Source organism: Thermohalobacter berrensis, assembly GCF_003609645.1.
GTDB classification, from domain to species: domain Bacteria; phylum Bacillota; class Clostridia; order Tissierellales; family Thermohalobacteraceae; genus Thermohalobacter; species Thermohalobacter berrensis.
Genome location: NZ_MCIB01000001.1, coordinates 39,488 through 55,108, shown reverse-complemented (window position 1 = coordinate 55,108; position 15,621 = coordinate 39,488). Strand labels below are relative to the sequence as shown.

Genomic DNA, 15,621 nt, shown 5'->3' with positions numbered 1-15,621 from the left:
TTAGTTAAAAATATTCATCCCATATTTTTTTTATAAAATTCATTACATTTTTTGAAGTTGAAAATCCTTTTCTATGTTTTGAATTTTTATTCTCCACATTATTATATTCTATGTAATAATTGAATTTCCTCTTATATCCGTAATTTACCAATCCAACACCAGTAGAAAAAATTGGTTCTTTTGCACCTATTATATTGGGTTGTCCTAATCTAACTGGCAAACCAAATATTTTCGAGCCAAGTTCTTTAATTCCGTTAAAGTAGTTTACACCACCACCTGTTAAAACTACTCCTGTCAAAATCTCATTTTTTATTCCTTTATTAATTATATCTGAATTAATAAGCTCAAATATTTCACTTATTCTAGCCTCTATAATCTGGGCTAAGTTTACTTCATTAACTTTTATAGTTTCATCAATAGAAATAGGTTTTATTTCTATTACATTTTCTTCTTTAGCTAAAGGAACATAGGCTAAGCCATGCTTTTTCTTAATATCTTCACTCTCTTTAAATGGTATCCTTAAACCAACTGAAATATCATTAGTAATATGGTTACCGGCTACTGGAATTAAATTAGAGTATATTAATCTCCCATGTTTAAATAAAGATAAATCTGTAGTACCTGACCCAATATCTACTAAAAGAACTCCTAATTCTTTTTCATCTCTAGTAAGTACAGCTTCAGAAGTAGCCAGTGGCTCCATTATTATTCCTAAAACTTCAATACCAGATCTATTTACACTTCTCACTAAATTTAAAACTGAAGTTACTGATCCTGTAATTATATCACAATCAACTTCTAATCTTATTCCTACCATACCAATTGGGTCTTTAATTTCATCATAGCCATCAATTATATATTGATTAGGAACAACATCAATTATCCTCTGATCTTGAGGTATAGATACTATAGTAGCTGAGTTTAACACCCTTTTTACATCTTCCATAGTAATCTCTCTATCTTCATTAGAGACAGCAATAACACCTTTATTCTTAATTAAATTTGTATAACCACCAGGTATATTGATAAATGCTTCTTCAACTTCAATATCTGCCATATTTTCTGCTTGTTCTACTGCCTCTAATATTGAATTGGTTGTTGCTTCTATATCAACTACTATACCCTTCTTTATACCTTTACATGGGCTTTTTCCTAACCCAATTATTTGCGTCTTACCTTTTTCATCTATTTCAGCAATCATTACACATACTTTTGAAGTTCCGAGATCAATCGCTGTTATTAAATCTCCCATTTATAAGCCCCCTCTAAAATAGCATACTATAAAATTTATGTGGCATCATTTTTATTAAATATAAATCTTCTAATAATAGCAAAATTTTGAAATAATCGGCTTCCAAAAGCGAAAATAGCTGCATAGTAAAGGGGCACTCCTAATCTATCACCTATATAAGCTAAAAAAGCGGCCAATATAGCATTTCCAAAGAAGCCTGAAATAAAAATACTTGTATTAAATTTGTTTTCTAAACTTGCCCTTACCCCACCAAATACAGAATCCATACATGCTAATATAGCAACAGACATATATAAGGAATAATTTGTTGAGTAAGTTATAGGTAAGTATAATCCTACAACAATTCCTATTGCAATTCCAATAATAGCAAATATCATATTATTCACCTTCTTTTACAGGTTTAGCATACTCAAGTTTAAAGTCACCTAAATACCTTGGTATAAGAATGTTATCACTTATTTCAGTTCTAATTTTTATATTATAAACTTCCTTCAACATATTACCATAAGTATTAGGAGCATTTACAGCTGCATATAATACTTTAGGGTCACCTATAGCTTTAATTACAAAAGGTGTTGCCAAACTGTGCTCATTAATCCTAATAATAGGACCACCGCATTTTATCTCTGAATTAGATAAAACCCTTTGTCCGTTTACACTAATAGCTTCTGCCCCTGCTACTTTTAATTCGTTAATTAAATATAATACATCTATATCATGAACAATATCATAGTTTGGATTATCACCTATTTTTATCTCATCATCATTATCTTCAACAATAATAAAAACTCCAGGTCCTTGTACATCTTCTAAACCTGATATCATCTTCATATTTTCTAATTCTTTTTCTAAAACATCTACAATACTTCCCTTGTTTTCTATAATTTGTTCATATTTCTTAAGCTCAACCTTCTTTTTATCTAGCATATTCTTTAAATTTTTAATTTCCTTTTGAGTATTTTTAATTTCATTTTGCATAGAACTTATAGACTTAAGTGTAACAAGAGAATAATTTTTATTATTTTGTTTTATTTGAACACCTAATACAAGACCAAAAACTGTACAAATTATTAAGATATATATCTTAAATTTAACTTTCATAAAAACCCTCCTGCGGGTTAATTAGGTAGTTCATCAACTGGTTTAGCGTATCTGAACTCTTTTATTTTTGTATATCGTGGTATTTCTATATTATCCTCTGCCTTTATTTGAACATCTAAATTAAACATATTTTCCATATACCATATAATTCCACCTTTAATTCTTAAAGCAGCTTCTAGAATTTCTGGTTTCCCTATTGCCTTTATTATAAAAGGTGGATTAAAGGATACACCATTAATATTAACATGGGTTCCTACTTGAACTATTTCTGTATAATTTGTATATCTTTGCCCATTTATAGAAATGGCCTCTGCCCCTGCAGCATTTAGATTACTGATAATTTCTAATAAAAATTGATAATTATTAACTATAACACTGGTTTCATCTCCAAATTGAACTTCTAACGGAGGGTCCTCCACAGTAATTATTATACCAGGTCCGTGAACTTTTTCATATCCTGCAAATATCCTATATTTTTCTAATTCTTCAGTTAAATTCTCTACATAAACACTTTCCTTAGCAGCTTCATCTTCATATTGTTTTAATTTAGATTCCACTTTATCTAACTCTTGAATTAATCTATCCCTTTCTTCAGTTAATTTTTTAAGTTCAAGGACTAATTGTTGAGCCCTTTGAGTAGGGATTACTCCTGAACCTACAGTTTTATTTACCGTTTTAAACTGAATAGCTAAAATTATCCCTAAAATGATACAAACAAAAATTATTGCTAAATTATTTCTTAATTTCGCCATTTATTAATCCTCCCAGTTTTTATGAGGTTTAAAAATTGGGTCATCTCCTTTGGTAAAATAAAGGGTACTATCCTTAAGTATTATGTTCTTTTTCTCTGCTTTTTTATTAAGATCTTCTAAAATTTTAATTAGAAAGCTTACCTTATATTTTACATTATATAAGTTACCAAATGCAACATTTAGTCCAGAATTCATGGTTAACTTTATATTAAATTTATTATCAATATTAATCCTAGATATTTCTTTAATCAAATCATTTTTTTTACAATCCTTTAAGAAATTTAATAATTTATCAATATCTTGATTATCTTCTAACATGATTTTTTTGCCTATAGACATATTTTTTATTTTAAGTCCATCAACAACTATTAAATTATCTTTCTTATCTGATAATATATTTAATACAATACCTTCATTATCTAAATAAATATATGAACCAATATAAGAAATTGCAGCTATTTCTTTCCTTTCTTCTATGTAAATACTTAATTTATTTGGAAATATCCTTTTAACTTTTGTCTTTTTTATATAAGGGTGTGAAATTAAATTTTTCTCCATTTTTTCAGTATCAATTTTAAAAATATTTTCCTCTATTGTAAGACCAGAAGCCATAATTATCTTATCCTCTGTCAATTGTTCATTACCAATTATCTTTATTTCACTTACATTAAAAAAGCTTGTCTTAGTTAATAGTATAAGAAAAGTTGTTACAAAAAGTAGTAATAATGTAAAAATAAGTCCTATTTTTTTACGCTTAATTTTTTTATCTATACTATTTCTTCTTTTCATAAATATACCTCCTCAAGGCTTGTCCTTAAGGCAAAAGCAGCCTTAGGCTGCCTCATATTCTTCTTATATCAGCACCTAGAGAAATCAATTTTTTATCAAATTCTTCATATCCTCTGTCAATATGGTAAATATTGTCTATTACAGTTTCTCCTTTTGCAGCTAAACCGGCCAATACTAGACAAGCTCCACCCCTTAAGTCTTTAGCTGTAACTTTTGCACCGGTAAGCTCTTTTACTCCTTTTATTACTGCAACTCTACCCTCTGTTTTTATGTTAGCTCCCATTCTAAGTAATTCCTCAACGTGCTTAAATCTATTCTCAAAAACTGTTTCACAAATTATACTAGTGCCATCTGCTATTGTTAAAAGTGCCATCATCTGTGCCTGCATGTCAGTAGGAAAACCAGGATATGGAAGAGTCCTAATAGTTTCCACTGCTCTAACCTTTTTAGGTCCCACTATCTTTAATGTTGTGCAATTATTATAGATCATACATCCAGCTTCTTTAAGTTTTGCAATAATAGACTGAATATGTTCAACCTCTATATTTTTTAAAACAACTTCTCCTCCTGTTATTGCTGATGCAACCATAAATGTTCCAGCCACTATCCTATCTGGTATAACTGTATGTTCTACACCCCTTAATTCCTTTACACCATCTATTCTTATAGCACTTGTTCCAGCTCCATAGATTTTAGCTCCACAGGCATTCAAAAAATTTTGAAGATCCACTATTTCTGGCTCCCTTGCAGCATTTCTTATAATTGTAGTCCCTTCAGCCTTTGTAGCTGCCAACATTATATTTTCAGTTGCCCCTACACTGGGATAATCTAATTGAATTTCACATCCCTTTAGTTTATCAGCTTTACAATGAATAAATCCATGTGATTCATTTATTGTAACACCTAAATCCCTTAAAGCCTTTAGATGTAAATCAATTGGTCTTGGTCCAATTTCGCAGCCCCCTGGATAAGAAACGATAACTTCTCCAAGTCTTGAAATCATTGAACCCATTAAAATTATTGATGATCGCATTTCCCTTACTAAATCCTCTGGAATTTTAGCAGTATTTAAGGATTTGGTGTCAACTGTCATAATATCATCTATTTTTTCAACTTTACATCCTATAGATTTTAGTATCTTCTTCATAATGTGAACATCTCTTATATCGGGAATGTTAAAAATAGTGTTTATATCACTATTAATAACAGTTGCTGCTAATATGGGTAATGCTGCATTTTTAGCACCACTTATAGATACTTCCCCTACTAATCTTTTGCCACCTTCTATGATAAATTTGCCCATTTTTTCACCTCCAGAATATGCAAATAAAACATAAGTAATGAACACTATATAAATATCTTATGCATAATAACTGGAGGTGTTACAGTAAGTCCTAAGCATGACTTAATAATTCTTTTACAACCTTAACAATCTGGTTTGTTACATCAGTTTTTCCCAGACTTTTGCTGTTTACAGACATTTTCTTAAGTCTTTTTCTATCAGATAATAGTTCCTTGATCATTTTATTAAGCTTTGAACCACTTAACTCTTTTTCAAGTATTACAACACTTGCTCCTTTCTTTTCTAGTGCCCTTGCATTATGTTCTTGATGATTTTCTGCAGTATAAGCCTTTGGAATTAAAATAGTCGGTACACCTATAGTAGTAACTTCTGCTAATGTTATGGCTCCAGCACTTGTTATTACCAAATCAGCCGCAGCAAGCCCCATAGGCATTTCAAATAAATATGGTACTATTTTAATATTAGAATTATCAATCTTTTCTATTCCCTTTTCCGACAGCTTCTTTATAAAATCTTCATAATGCCTTTTTCCGGTTACATGTAATATTTGGATATTTTTACTGTCTACATTTTTTGTTATTACCTCTAACATTGCATCATTTAGTTTTCTTTGTCCTCCACTTCCTCCAAAGGACAAAATAAATGGCTTTTTATCATTAATATTAAGCTTTTTATATGCTTGTTTTTTGTCTACAGTTATTATATTTTCTCGAACAGGATTACCTGTAATTACTACTTTAGATGGGTCATGAAAATATTTAATAGACTCTTCAAAGCTGGCCGCAACTTTATCTACAAACCTAGATAGTATTTTATTAGTAACTCCAGGATAGGCATTTTGTTCATGAATAAGTGTGGGTATTTTCTTTAATGCTGCAACTAAAACTACAGGACCACAGACATAACCGCCAGTGCCAATTACAATATCTGGATTAAATTTATTAATAATTTTTCTTGCATCATTAAGACCTAATGCTAATTCTTTTAATGACATTAATGTATCAAAGGATAATTTCCTCATAAAACCTTTAACTCTTATAGTTTGAAAATTATAACCTTCCTTTGGTACTAATTCTGCTTCTAAGCCCTTTTTGGTCCCTACATATAATATTTCTGGGTTTTTAAATTCTTTTTCTATTCTACGAGCAATTGAAAGGGCTGGGTAAATATGACCTCCTGTTCCTCCGCCTGTTACAAGAACTTTCATTTATATTCAACTCCTATCTAGTTCTGTATATCTTGATATGTTGAGTAATATTCCTATAGCTGACATAAAAACTAATAGTGCTGTACCTCCATAGCTAACAAAAGGTAGTGGAATACCTGTTGTTGGTGCAGATGAAGTTACAACAGCTATATGTATTAAAGATTGGACAGTTATTAATGATGTAATCCCTGAAGCTAATAAACAAGCAAATAAATCTCTAGAGTTTAAAGCAATTCTAATTCCTCTCCAAATAATTAATAAGAATAATATTATTACAGTAACACACCCTACAAAACCTAGCTCTTCACCTATTATAGAAAATATGAAATCATTATAGGGTTCAGGTATATAAAAAAACTTTTGCCTGCTCTTTCCTAATCCTAATCCAAATATTCCACCTGAACCTAATGCATATAATGACTGTACAACTTGCCAACCTACAGTATCTTTATATTTAAATGGATCAAAAAAGGCTATAAACCTTTCCATTCTATATTTTTCGCTAAAAATAGCTGCTGCTATCCCTGCTACTCCTGCTGCTCCCATTAAAAATAATTGCCATAATTTTATACCTGCGATAAAAAGAATAGCTACCAAAGTAGCACCTAATGTAACACTTGTACTTAAATCTCTTTGGATTAAAATTAAAATACAAGAAAACCCAATTATTATAAGGGAGGGTATTACTCCCTTTTTAAAGTTTTTAATATCCCTATCCTTCTTAGTAAGATAAGAGGCAAAATATATAATTGAACCTAATTTTATTGCTTCTGAAGGCTGAAAAGTAGTAAATCCTAAATTTATCCATCTCCTAGCTCCGTGATATTCTGTTCCCAATGGAGTAAAAATAAGAAAAGCTAAGACTATACAACCAAGATATATTAGTTTTGAAAGCTTATTTAGTCTCCAATAATCAAAATTCATAAAAAATATCATTACAAATACACCTAGTAAGCTATACATTAACTGTCTTTTTAAAAAATAATAACCATCCTTCAATTTGTAATAGGCTTCAGGATAACTAGAACTAAACACCATAATAATACCGATAAAAACAAGTAATATGGTGGCTATCATTAAAGTAAAATCACTGGCCTTTTTCTTCGCCATTAGATATCCTCCTTAAATTATAAACAGCTTTTTTAAAATCTTTGCCCCTTTCTTCAAAGCTTTTATACATATCCCAACTAGCACATGCTGGAGATAATAAAACATTATCTCCTTTTTCTGATAAATCATATGCTTTATTTACAGCTTCTTTCATACTATTTACTATATATATATTATTAAATCCTAGATTTATTGCAGTTTCCTTTATTTTTAAAGCCGTTTCACCTAATAAAATTAGGGATTTTACCTTATTATTAAAACTTTTAATAAAATCATCAAATTGATTGCCCTTATCTAAACCACCTGCTATTAGAATAATTGGTTTATTTATAGCTTCAACTGCTTTAACTGCTGCATCGGGATTTGTTGCCTTAGAATCATTATAAAAATTAATTCCACTCAAAGTTTTCACAAATTCAATTCTATGCTCTACACCTTCAAATTCACGTAAAGTTCTTCTAATATCATCTAGTTTAACTCCCATAATCCAAGATGCACAAATGGAAGCCATTGCATTTTCCAAATTATGTTTCCCTGGAATTTTAACTTCTTTATATGGCATAATTTTAATAACTTTGCTACCATCATTAAGTACAATATAATCTCCTTTTAAATATACACCTTTTGTTAATTCTGACTTTTGGCTAAAAAACATAATATTACTATTAGTTTCATCTTTCAAATTTCTTAATAATGGATCATCATAATTTAATACAGCATAATCTTCTTTATCTTGATTTACAATAATTTTTTTCTTTGCAGAAACATAGTTTTCAAAACTTTTATGCCATTTTAGATGGTCAGGGGTAATGTTTATTATTACACTAACTTTAGGTTTAAAATATTTAGTACTTTCTAACTGAAAACTGCTAGCTTCTATTACAAATATATCATCTTTAGAAGAGTTAATTAATTCTCCTAGAATACCTATACCAACATTACCAGTTACATGGCAAGTCTTTCCTGAATTTTTTAATATCTCACCAATTAAGGTTGTTGTTGTTGTTTTACCATTAGTACCAGTAATAGCAACAAAAGGATTAGATGAAATTCTATATGCTAGTTCAATATCAGTTATAACCTCGATTCCCATCTGTTTTGCCTTCTTAATAACTGGAATATTTAGTGGTATTCCGGGACTTTTAATAATTAGGTCTATATTTTTAAGATTAACATCATTAGTACCTAATACATATTTAATTTCTATTCCTTTAAGCTTTTCAATAAAGTCAGATAACTCTTCTTCTCTCTTAGAGTCACTAACAACAATATTAGCACCTAATTTATCCAGTGCCTTTACTGTTGATACCCCTGTTATACCTAACCCTAGTACAAGAATATTTTTTCCTTTAACAATCATACAATCACCTACTTTATATTATTGAAGGCTATATATTCCTACTAAGCATAAAATAACAGTAGTAATCCAAAAAACGGTTACTACTTTTGTTTCCTTCCAACCTTTAAGTTCAAAATGATGGTGTAGTGGACTCATTCTAAAAACTCTTTTTCCTGTTAGTTTATATGATATTACTTGTATAATTACCGATAAAGCCTCTACAAAGTAAATACCTCCAACAATTGGTATAATAAGTGGCATATTTAACAATATTGCAATAGTTGATACTGCTCCTCCTAACGCCAATGAGCCTGTATCCCCCATAAAAACTTTAGCAGGATGTGCATTGTATTTTAAAAAGCCTAAACATGCACCTGCTAATGCTGCTGAAAAGACTGCAATACTATCTACACCAAGATGTAACGAAATTAAACTGAAAAAGGATAAAACTATTAAAGTTACTCCTGTTGCCAGTCCATCTAATCCATCAGTTAAATTAACACTATTTACAGTCCCTACTACAACAAAAGCAATAAAAGGTACATATAATGGCCCAAGATCAATAGTTAAGTCAAAGAAAGGTACAATTGTTTTTGTTCCCATAAAAGAAGTATTAGATTGATAAACAGCTAGTATTACAGCTAATAGTATTTGTCCAATCAATTTCTGATATGCTCTAAGTCCTAATGATCTTTTTAGTACAACTTTTATGAAGTCATCAACAAATCCTATTAAACCAAATCCTAAGGTTGCTGCCATTAAAATATAGATATTTTTGTTCATTATTCCTGATGTTAATGTTGTAATTACAAGGGCTGTCAGCATTATTATACCACCCATTGTAGGTGTACCACTCTTTTTTAAGTGTGACTTTGGACCTTCATCCCTTACTTTTTGCCCGACCTTTAATTTTCTTAACACAGGAATAACTATAGGACCTAAAATTAAAGTAATAAAGAATGAAATCACTATAACTCTAATTATATCTACATAATCTGCCATATTACTTCTCCTCTCATATCAATCTTATCTAGTGTTATTAAAAAATTACTTGATTTCATCTAGAATTTCTAAAATAATTTTTCTTTCATCGAAAAGATATATATTATCTCCAATTATCTGGTAAGTTTCATGACCCTTACCTGCAACTAATATTACATCCTTAGGTTTACTATTTTCTATAGCATACTTTATTGCTTCTCTTCTATCTAATATTATTTTATAATTTCCATTAACCTTTTTGACACCAACTAGAATATCTTCTACAATATCTGCAGGGTCTTCAGACCTAGCATTATCTGTAGTTAAAATAGATAAATCACAATATCTAGCTGCTATTTCTCCCATTTTTGGTCTTTTTGTTCTATCTCTATCTCCTCCACAACCAAAAACTATTATCTTTCTACCTTCAGCAAATTGTTCAATAGTATTTAGCACCTTTTTAAACCCATCTGGAGTATGTGCATAATCAATTATTATACTAATATCTCTATTATTTGGTACTAATTCAAATCTTCCTTTTACCCCTTTTACTCTTTCTAATGCCTTCTTTATAGTTTCTAATGAAATATTATAAGCGTATCCGCAAGCTGCAGCAGCTAAACTATTATAAACACTAAATTTCCCTGGTATATTAAGTTCTATTTTTATACTTCCCTTTGGGGTATTTAAAAGATATCTAACTCCATTGTTATTATATTCAATATCAGTTGCTTTAATATCTGCTTTTGAATCGATTCCGTATGTTAGTACTGGTGTATCAAGTTCTTTTATTTTTTCAATTATTTTTTTTCCATATTTGTCATCACTATTTACTATATTATAATCCTTAGTTTTATAAAACAACTTTAACTTAGCTTCAAAATAATCTTCTAGTGTTTTATGAAAATCTAAATGGTCTTCACTAAGGTTAGTAAAAATACCAACATTCACATCACTAAAGTCAACTCTATTTAATTCTAGTGAATGTGAAGATATTTCCATTACACAACTGTCTAGTCCTTTGTCCACCATTTTTCTAAAGCTTCTCTGTAAATCTAGTGACTCAGGTGTTGTATTATTGGTTTTATTTATTTCATTACCTACAATACTTCCCATTGTACCAATAAGACCTATTTTTCTATCTGCAGCCTCGAAAATTGACTTTATAAGATAAGTAGTAGTTGTCTTTCCATTTGTCCCTGTAATTCCAATTAAATCTAACTTTTCTGAAGGATTTTTAAAAAAAATAGATGATAACTGTGCTAATGCAACCCTACTATTATTAACTCTTATTACTGACACATCATCTTTTACATTAACCTTTTTTTCTACTACAACAGCCTTTGCCCCTTTGTCTACTGCATCGGCTATAAACTTATGACCATCAACCTTAAAACCTTCTATAGCTACAAAAATACTATTTTCAGTGGCTTTACGTGAATCATATACTATATTATCTATATTAATATCTAAATTTCCCTCAATATTTACTATATTATGAAGATTATTGACTATAGTCTTAAGTTTCATTCTTATCAACACCCCACATTACAAATTTATAACATTTTTTTCAATAAAACAACCTAGCCTAAAGGGTAACTTTATAAAGTTACCCTTTAGGCTTTATTGGTCAATCCTATCAAACTCTACTTTAACTAATGCATTAAAATCTACTTTAGTTCCTGGTTTAGGTGTTTGACTTACTGCTTTTCCTTCACCTTTAAAGTTAAATCTTAAGTTTAACTTATTAAGTATTTTTATTACTTCTTGACGACTTTTTCCCGTTAAATTTGGAACAACGATCTCATTACTTTCTTTTCTTTTAGTTTTTACATATAACTCTACTAATGAATCTTTATTCACCTTTGTTCCTGGAAGAGGGAATTGGTCAATAACTACGCTATCTTTTTCAACATTTAAAGTTTCGGTATTATAGTCTAACCCTAACCTTAAAAGAATTCTTCCGGCTTCTCTTAATGTTTTATTTCTTACATCTGGTACTACAACATTTTTTTCATTAAATTTTTCCTTTTCTTCCTCTGTAAATTGTGGTTCAACATCCAAATAGCTTAAAGTCTCTTTTACTACTTGACCTGCCACAGGTGCTGCAATTCTACCACCATAATATTCACCATTACTTGGTTCATCAATTACAGCTAAAACAGCTATTTTAGGATCATTTACTGGTGCTATTGCAACAAATGATGCTATATATTTACCATCAGCATATCTACCATTAATAACCTTTTGTGCTGTACCAGTTTTTCCTCCTACTCTGTAGCCTGGTACATAAGCTTTTTTACCAGTACCAGTAGAAACAACTGTTTCAAGTATTTTAAGCAATGTTTTAGATGTTTCTTCAGATATAACCTTTCTTCTAACCTCTGGTTTAAATTTTTCTATTATATTACCATCTTGGTCTATTAATTCTTTTACAATTCTAGGTTCCATCAATTTTCCGCCGTTAGCAACTGCTGAAATAGCAGTAATAAGCTGGATAGGTGTAACTGCAATCCCTTGACCATAAGATATAGTCGCAAGGTTTACTTCCCTCATAGAATCGGCGCTTCTCGGAATAATACCTGATTGCTCACCTGTAAGGTCAATTCCTGTTTTTTCTCCAAATCCAAATCCCTTTATATATTTTAACATATTTTCTTTTCCAAGCCTTTGACCTACAGCTACAAAAACCTCATTACATGAATTTTGTACTCCTTCAACAAAAGTTTCGCTTCCATGTGGATTATAATATCTCCAGCATTTCAGTCTAGCCCCTTCTACACTAGTTATAAATCCATCACAATAAAATTGACTGGTAGGTGTAACTACTCCTTCTTCTAGTCCGGCAGCAGCAGTAATTATTTTAAAAGTAGAACCTGGTTCATAACTATCATTTATGGGGAAGTTTCTCCACATATCATACCATTTTTTTATTTGTTCATTCACTGGCAATTTTGCCCATTCTTCCTTTAACTTTTCATTTAAAGGTTCTCTTGGATTATTAGGGTCATAGTCAGGCTTTGACGCCATAGCTAATATGTCCCCTGTTTTAGGCTCCATAACAATTATAGATACTTTTTTGGCTTTGTTTTTCACCAATGCTTCTAAAGCGGCTTTCTCAGCAAAATGCTGAATCGTTTCATCGATAGTAAGAACGAGATTTAATCCATTTTCAGGTTCATAAAACTTTTCATTTTCATATGGTAATTGCCTACCAACAGCGTCAGCAGTTTTTATCCATCTTCCCGGTGTACCTGTTAAATATTTATTATATGTCTTTTCAACACCATATTGTCCAACTTGGTCAATGTTTGTATGGCCAAGAATATAAGATGCGAAATTTCCAAATGGATAATACCTTTTATTATCATCAACAATTTCTATTCCTTTTAAATTTTCTTTTCTAAGGGCATCCGCTTTTTCTTTATCTATCCACATTTTTACTCTAACTACACTTTGCTTTTTAGTAAGCTTTTCTAAAACTTCATTTTCATCCATTTCTAGTATATTAGCAACAATTTTAGCGGTTTCTTTAGGATTTTCTATATCTGCTGGCCTACACCAAACAGTATTAGTACTTATACTTATAGCTAACTTTTTTCCTTTTCTATCATAGATAGTTCCTCTTTTAGCCTTTACAGGTATATCCCTAGTCCACTGTTCTAAGGCCTCTTTTTTTAGTTCTTCTCCTTTTACAATCTGTATGTATCCTAATCTTATTGTAAGTCCTAATACAAAAATTGAAACTATAAGCAGCATTGCAATTAATCTTTTTTTAGTAGATATTGTAGGTGATGGCAAAACTTGATCCCCCTTAATTCTAATTTATAAAATTGACCATCTTATTTACAACATTTCTAAAAGCTTTTAAAAATATAAAATTATTATTCTTTTCTTTAGCAATCTTTTCTTGATTTTCTATAGATTCATCACCTACGCTTATATAAACCACTTGATCTTCAGTTGGATATATCATACCTAGTTTAGCCTTAGCATTTTTTTCTACAATTTCAGAGTCTTTAATAGTTTCAAGTTCTACAATCAACTCCTGTTTCTCTTTATTTAATTCTTCTATTTGTGTATCTATTTTTGCTATATCATATTTGAGCTGTGTAATATATGCATATCTTAATAATATCAATAAACAAATTCCTAATGCAACAAATGAAAAAAGAAAAAGTTTTAACCTCATTTTTACTTTTACTTTTGACTTTTTGTTTTTTCCTCTATATTTTTTTGTCCGCATTTCATTTTGTTGGAGCTTATTTTCTTTTTTTGCTATTAACAAATTTATTCACTCCCTTTAAAATTTAGAACTCTAAACTTTTTCCCCTATTCTCAACTTAGCACTTCTAGCTCTTGGATTATTTTCAAGTTCTTTTTTAGTAGGAACAATAGGCTTTCTAGTTATTATTTCAATTTCTTTTTTCTTGTCACATTTGCATATTGGTAGTTCTGGCGGACATACACAATCTTTGTTTAGTTCTTTAAAAGTTCTTTTAACAATCCTATCTTCTAAAGAGTGGAAAGTTATAATGCAAAGTCTTCCTCCAGTATTTAATAAATCAAAGATATTAATGATTGTATCCTTTAATATTTCCAGCTCTCTATTTACTTCAATTCTTATTGCCTGAAATGTTCTCTTAGCAGGATGTGGGCCTTTTCTTCTTGCACTAGCTGGTATGGCTTTCTTTATAACTTCTACTAATTCTTCTGTAGTATCAATACTCTTTTTTCTTCTTTCCCTTTCTATAAATTTAGCTATTCTCTTTGCCCATTTCTCTTCACCATACTCTTTTATAATTCTTGTTAAATCTTCGACAGAATATTTATTTACAATATCCCAAGCTGTAAATTGCTGAGTTGTATCCATTCTCATGTCTAATGCTCCACTTTTCATATAGGAAAAGCCTCTCTCTGGAACATCTAACTGATGTGATGAAACTCCTAAATCAAGTAAAACCCCATCAACTTTTTTAATATTTAAGTCATTTAATACGCTTTTAATATTTTTAAAATTATTGTGTACTATAGTAACTTTATCTGAATAGTCTTCCAATTCTTTACTTGCCTTTTTAATTGCATTCAAATCTTGGTCTATTCCTATTAATCTACCTGTAGATAATTTTTTAACAATTTCCTTTGAATGACCTGCTCCTCCAATAGTACCGTCTACATAGATTCCGTCTTGTTTTATATTTAAACCTTCTAAAACTTCATCTAGCATTATTGGTATATGCTCAAACTTCAATTTCCACACCTCTATTTTCTTATTTTAAATTTAGTATTTACATTATTATTCTAAATATCTATATTCCTAATTCAGCCATTTTTTCAGCTATGTTTTCATAACTTAAATCATCTGCCTCATTATATGAATCCCATTCTTCTAAACTCCATATTTCAACTCTATTTGAAACACCTATTATAACGGCGTCTTTCTCTAATTTACAATGTTTTCTTAAATTGCTAGGAATTAATATTCTACCTTGTTTATCTAGTTGACACTCAGTAGCTCCTGCAAAAAAGAATCTTACAAAAGCCCTAGCATCTTTTCTAGTCAATGGAAGTGAGTTCAGCTTTTCTTCAAATTTTCTCCATTCATCTAAAGGATATACAAACAAACAATTATCTAACCCTTTAGTCAATATAAAAGAGTTCCCTAGGGCTTCTCTAAATTTTGCAGGTATTATAAGTCTACCTTTTTTATCTATAGAATGTTGATATTCACCAATAAACATACACTACACTCCATTTTAAGGCAATGTCCCCCACTTCCTACCACTT

General features: G+C 30.1%; 15 protein-coding genes. All 15 read right to left on the bottom strand.

Annotation, left to right across the window (positions count from 1 at the left end; translation table 11 throughout):
- Positions 1-4: 4 nt before the first annotated feature.
- The 15 genes from ftsA to mraZ all read right to left on the bottom strand — a co-directional run bounded on the left by ftsA (position 5) and on the right by mraZ (position 15,575).
- Positions 5-1,252: a cell division protein FtsA gene (ftsA, locus tag BET03_RS00290; RefSeq protein WP_120166057.1), complete on the bottom strand. Its 1,248-nt coding sequence runs from the start codon at positions 1,250-1,252 to the stop codon at positions 5-7.
- A gap of 35 nt (positions 1,253-1,287) precedes the next feature.
- Positions 1,288-1,629 (bottom strand): small basic family protein, encoded by a 342-nt coding sequence (locus tag BET03_RS00285; RefSeq protein ID WP_120166055.1) that lies wholly within the window; start codon positions 1,627-1,629, stop codon positions 1,288-1,290.
- A 1-nt stretch (position 1,630) separates the two neighbouring features.
- On the bottom strand, positions 1,631-2,353 hold the full coding sequence (locus BET03_RS00280; protein ID WP_120166053.1) for a DUF881 domain-containing protein: 723 nt from the start codon (positions 2,351-2,353) through the stop codon (positions 1,631-1,633).
- 17 nt (positions 2,354-2,370) lie between these two features.
- Positions 2,371-3,105: a DUF881 domain-containing protein gene (locus BET03_RS00275; protein WP_120166051.1), complete on the bottom strand. Its 735-nt coding sequence runs from the start codon at positions 3,103-3,105 to the stop codon at positions 2,371-2,373.
- A gap of 3 nt (positions 3,106-3,108) precedes the next feature.
- Complete coding sequence (locus tag BET03_RS00270; RefSeq protein WP_120166049.1) at positions 3,109-3,894, bottom strand: cell division protein FtsQ/DivIB; 786 nt, start codon at positions 3,892-3,894, stop codon at positions 3,109-3,111.
- A gap of 52 nt (positions 3,895-3,946) precedes the next feature.
- The gene (gene murA / locus BET03_RS00265) at positions 3,947-5,197 is read right to left on the bottom strand and encodes a UDP-N-acetylglucosamine 1-carboxyvinyltransferase (protein ID WP_120166047.1); all 1,251 of its coding nucleotides are present in this window, start codon (positions 5,195-5,197) and stop codon (positions 3,947-3,949) included.
- A 91-nt stretch (positions 5,198-5,288) separates the two neighbouring features.
- Positions 5,289-6,404: an undecaprenyldiphospho-muramoylpentapeptide beta-N-acetylglucosaminyltransferase gene (murG, locus tag BET03_RS00260; protein ID WP_120166045.1), complete on the bottom strand. Its 1,116-nt coding sequence runs from the start codon at positions 6,402-6,404 to the stop codon at positions 5,289-5,291.
- A 6-nt stretch (positions 6,405-6,410) separates the two neighbouring features.
- The gene (gene ftsW, locus BET03_RS00255) at positions 6,411-7,514 is read right to left on the bottom strand and encodes a putative lipid II flippase FtsW (RefSeq protein ID WP_120166043.1); all 1,104 of its coding nucleotides are present in this window, start codon (positions 7,512-7,514) and stop codon (positions 6,411-6,413) included.
- Positions 7,492-8,874 carry a UDP-N-acetylmuramoyl-L-alanine--D-glutamate ligase gene (murD, locus tag BET03_RS00250; RefSeq protein ID WP_120166041.1) on the bottom strand — a complete coding sequence of 461 codons (1,383 nt, stop codon included), beginning with the start codon at positions 8,872-8,874 and terminating at the stop codon, positions 7,492-7,494. The genes ftsW and murD overlap by 23 nt, the downstream gene beginning before the upstream one ends.
- Before the next feature lie 18 nt (positions 8,875-8,892).
- Entirely contained in the window at positions 8,893-9,855 is a 963-nt protein-coding gene (gene mraY, locus BET03_RS00245) for a phospho-N-acetylmuramoyl-pentapeptide-transferase (RefSeq protein WP_120166039.1), read from the bottom strand.
- 45 nt (positions 9,856-9,900) lie between these two features.
- Positions 9,901-11,364 (bottom strand): UDP-N-acetylmuramoyl-L-alanyl-D-glutamate--2,6-diaminopimelate ligase, encoded by a 1,464-nt coding sequence (locus tag BET03_RS00240; protein WP_120166037.1) that lies wholly within the window; start codon positions 11,362-11,364, stop codon positions 9,901-9,903.
- A gap of 93 nt (positions 11,365-11,457) precedes the next feature.
- Positions 11,458-13,635, bottom strand: a complete 2,178-nt coding sequence (locus BET03_RS00235) for a stage V sporulation protein D (protein ID WP_120166035.1) — start codon at positions 13,633-13,635, stop codon at positions 11,458-11,460.
- A gap of 19 nt (positions 13,636-13,654) precedes the next feature.
- Entirely contained in the window at positions 13,655-14,122 is a 468-nt protein-coding gene (gene ftsL / locus BET03_RS00230) for a cell division protein FtsL (RefSeq protein ID WP_120166032.1), read from the bottom strand.
- A 30-nt stretch (positions 14,123-14,152) separates the two neighbouring features.
- Positions 14,153-15,085 carry a 16S rRNA (cytosine(1402)-N(4))-methyltransferase RsmH gene (gene rsmH / locus BET03_RS00225; RefSeq protein WP_120166030.1) on the bottom strand — a complete coding sequence of 311 codons (933 nt, stop codon included), beginning with the start codon at positions 15,083-15,085 and terminating at the stop codon, positions 14,153-14,155.
- A 58-nt stretch (positions 15,086-15,143) separates the two neighbouring features.
- Positions 15,144-15,575: a division/cell wall cluster transcriptional repressor MraZ gene (gene mraZ / locus BET03_RS00220; protein ID WP_120166028.1), complete on the bottom strand. Its 432-nt coding sequence runs from the start codon at positions 15,573-15,575 to the stop codon at positions 15,144-15,146.
- Positions 15,576-15,621: the final 46 nt, after the last annotated feature.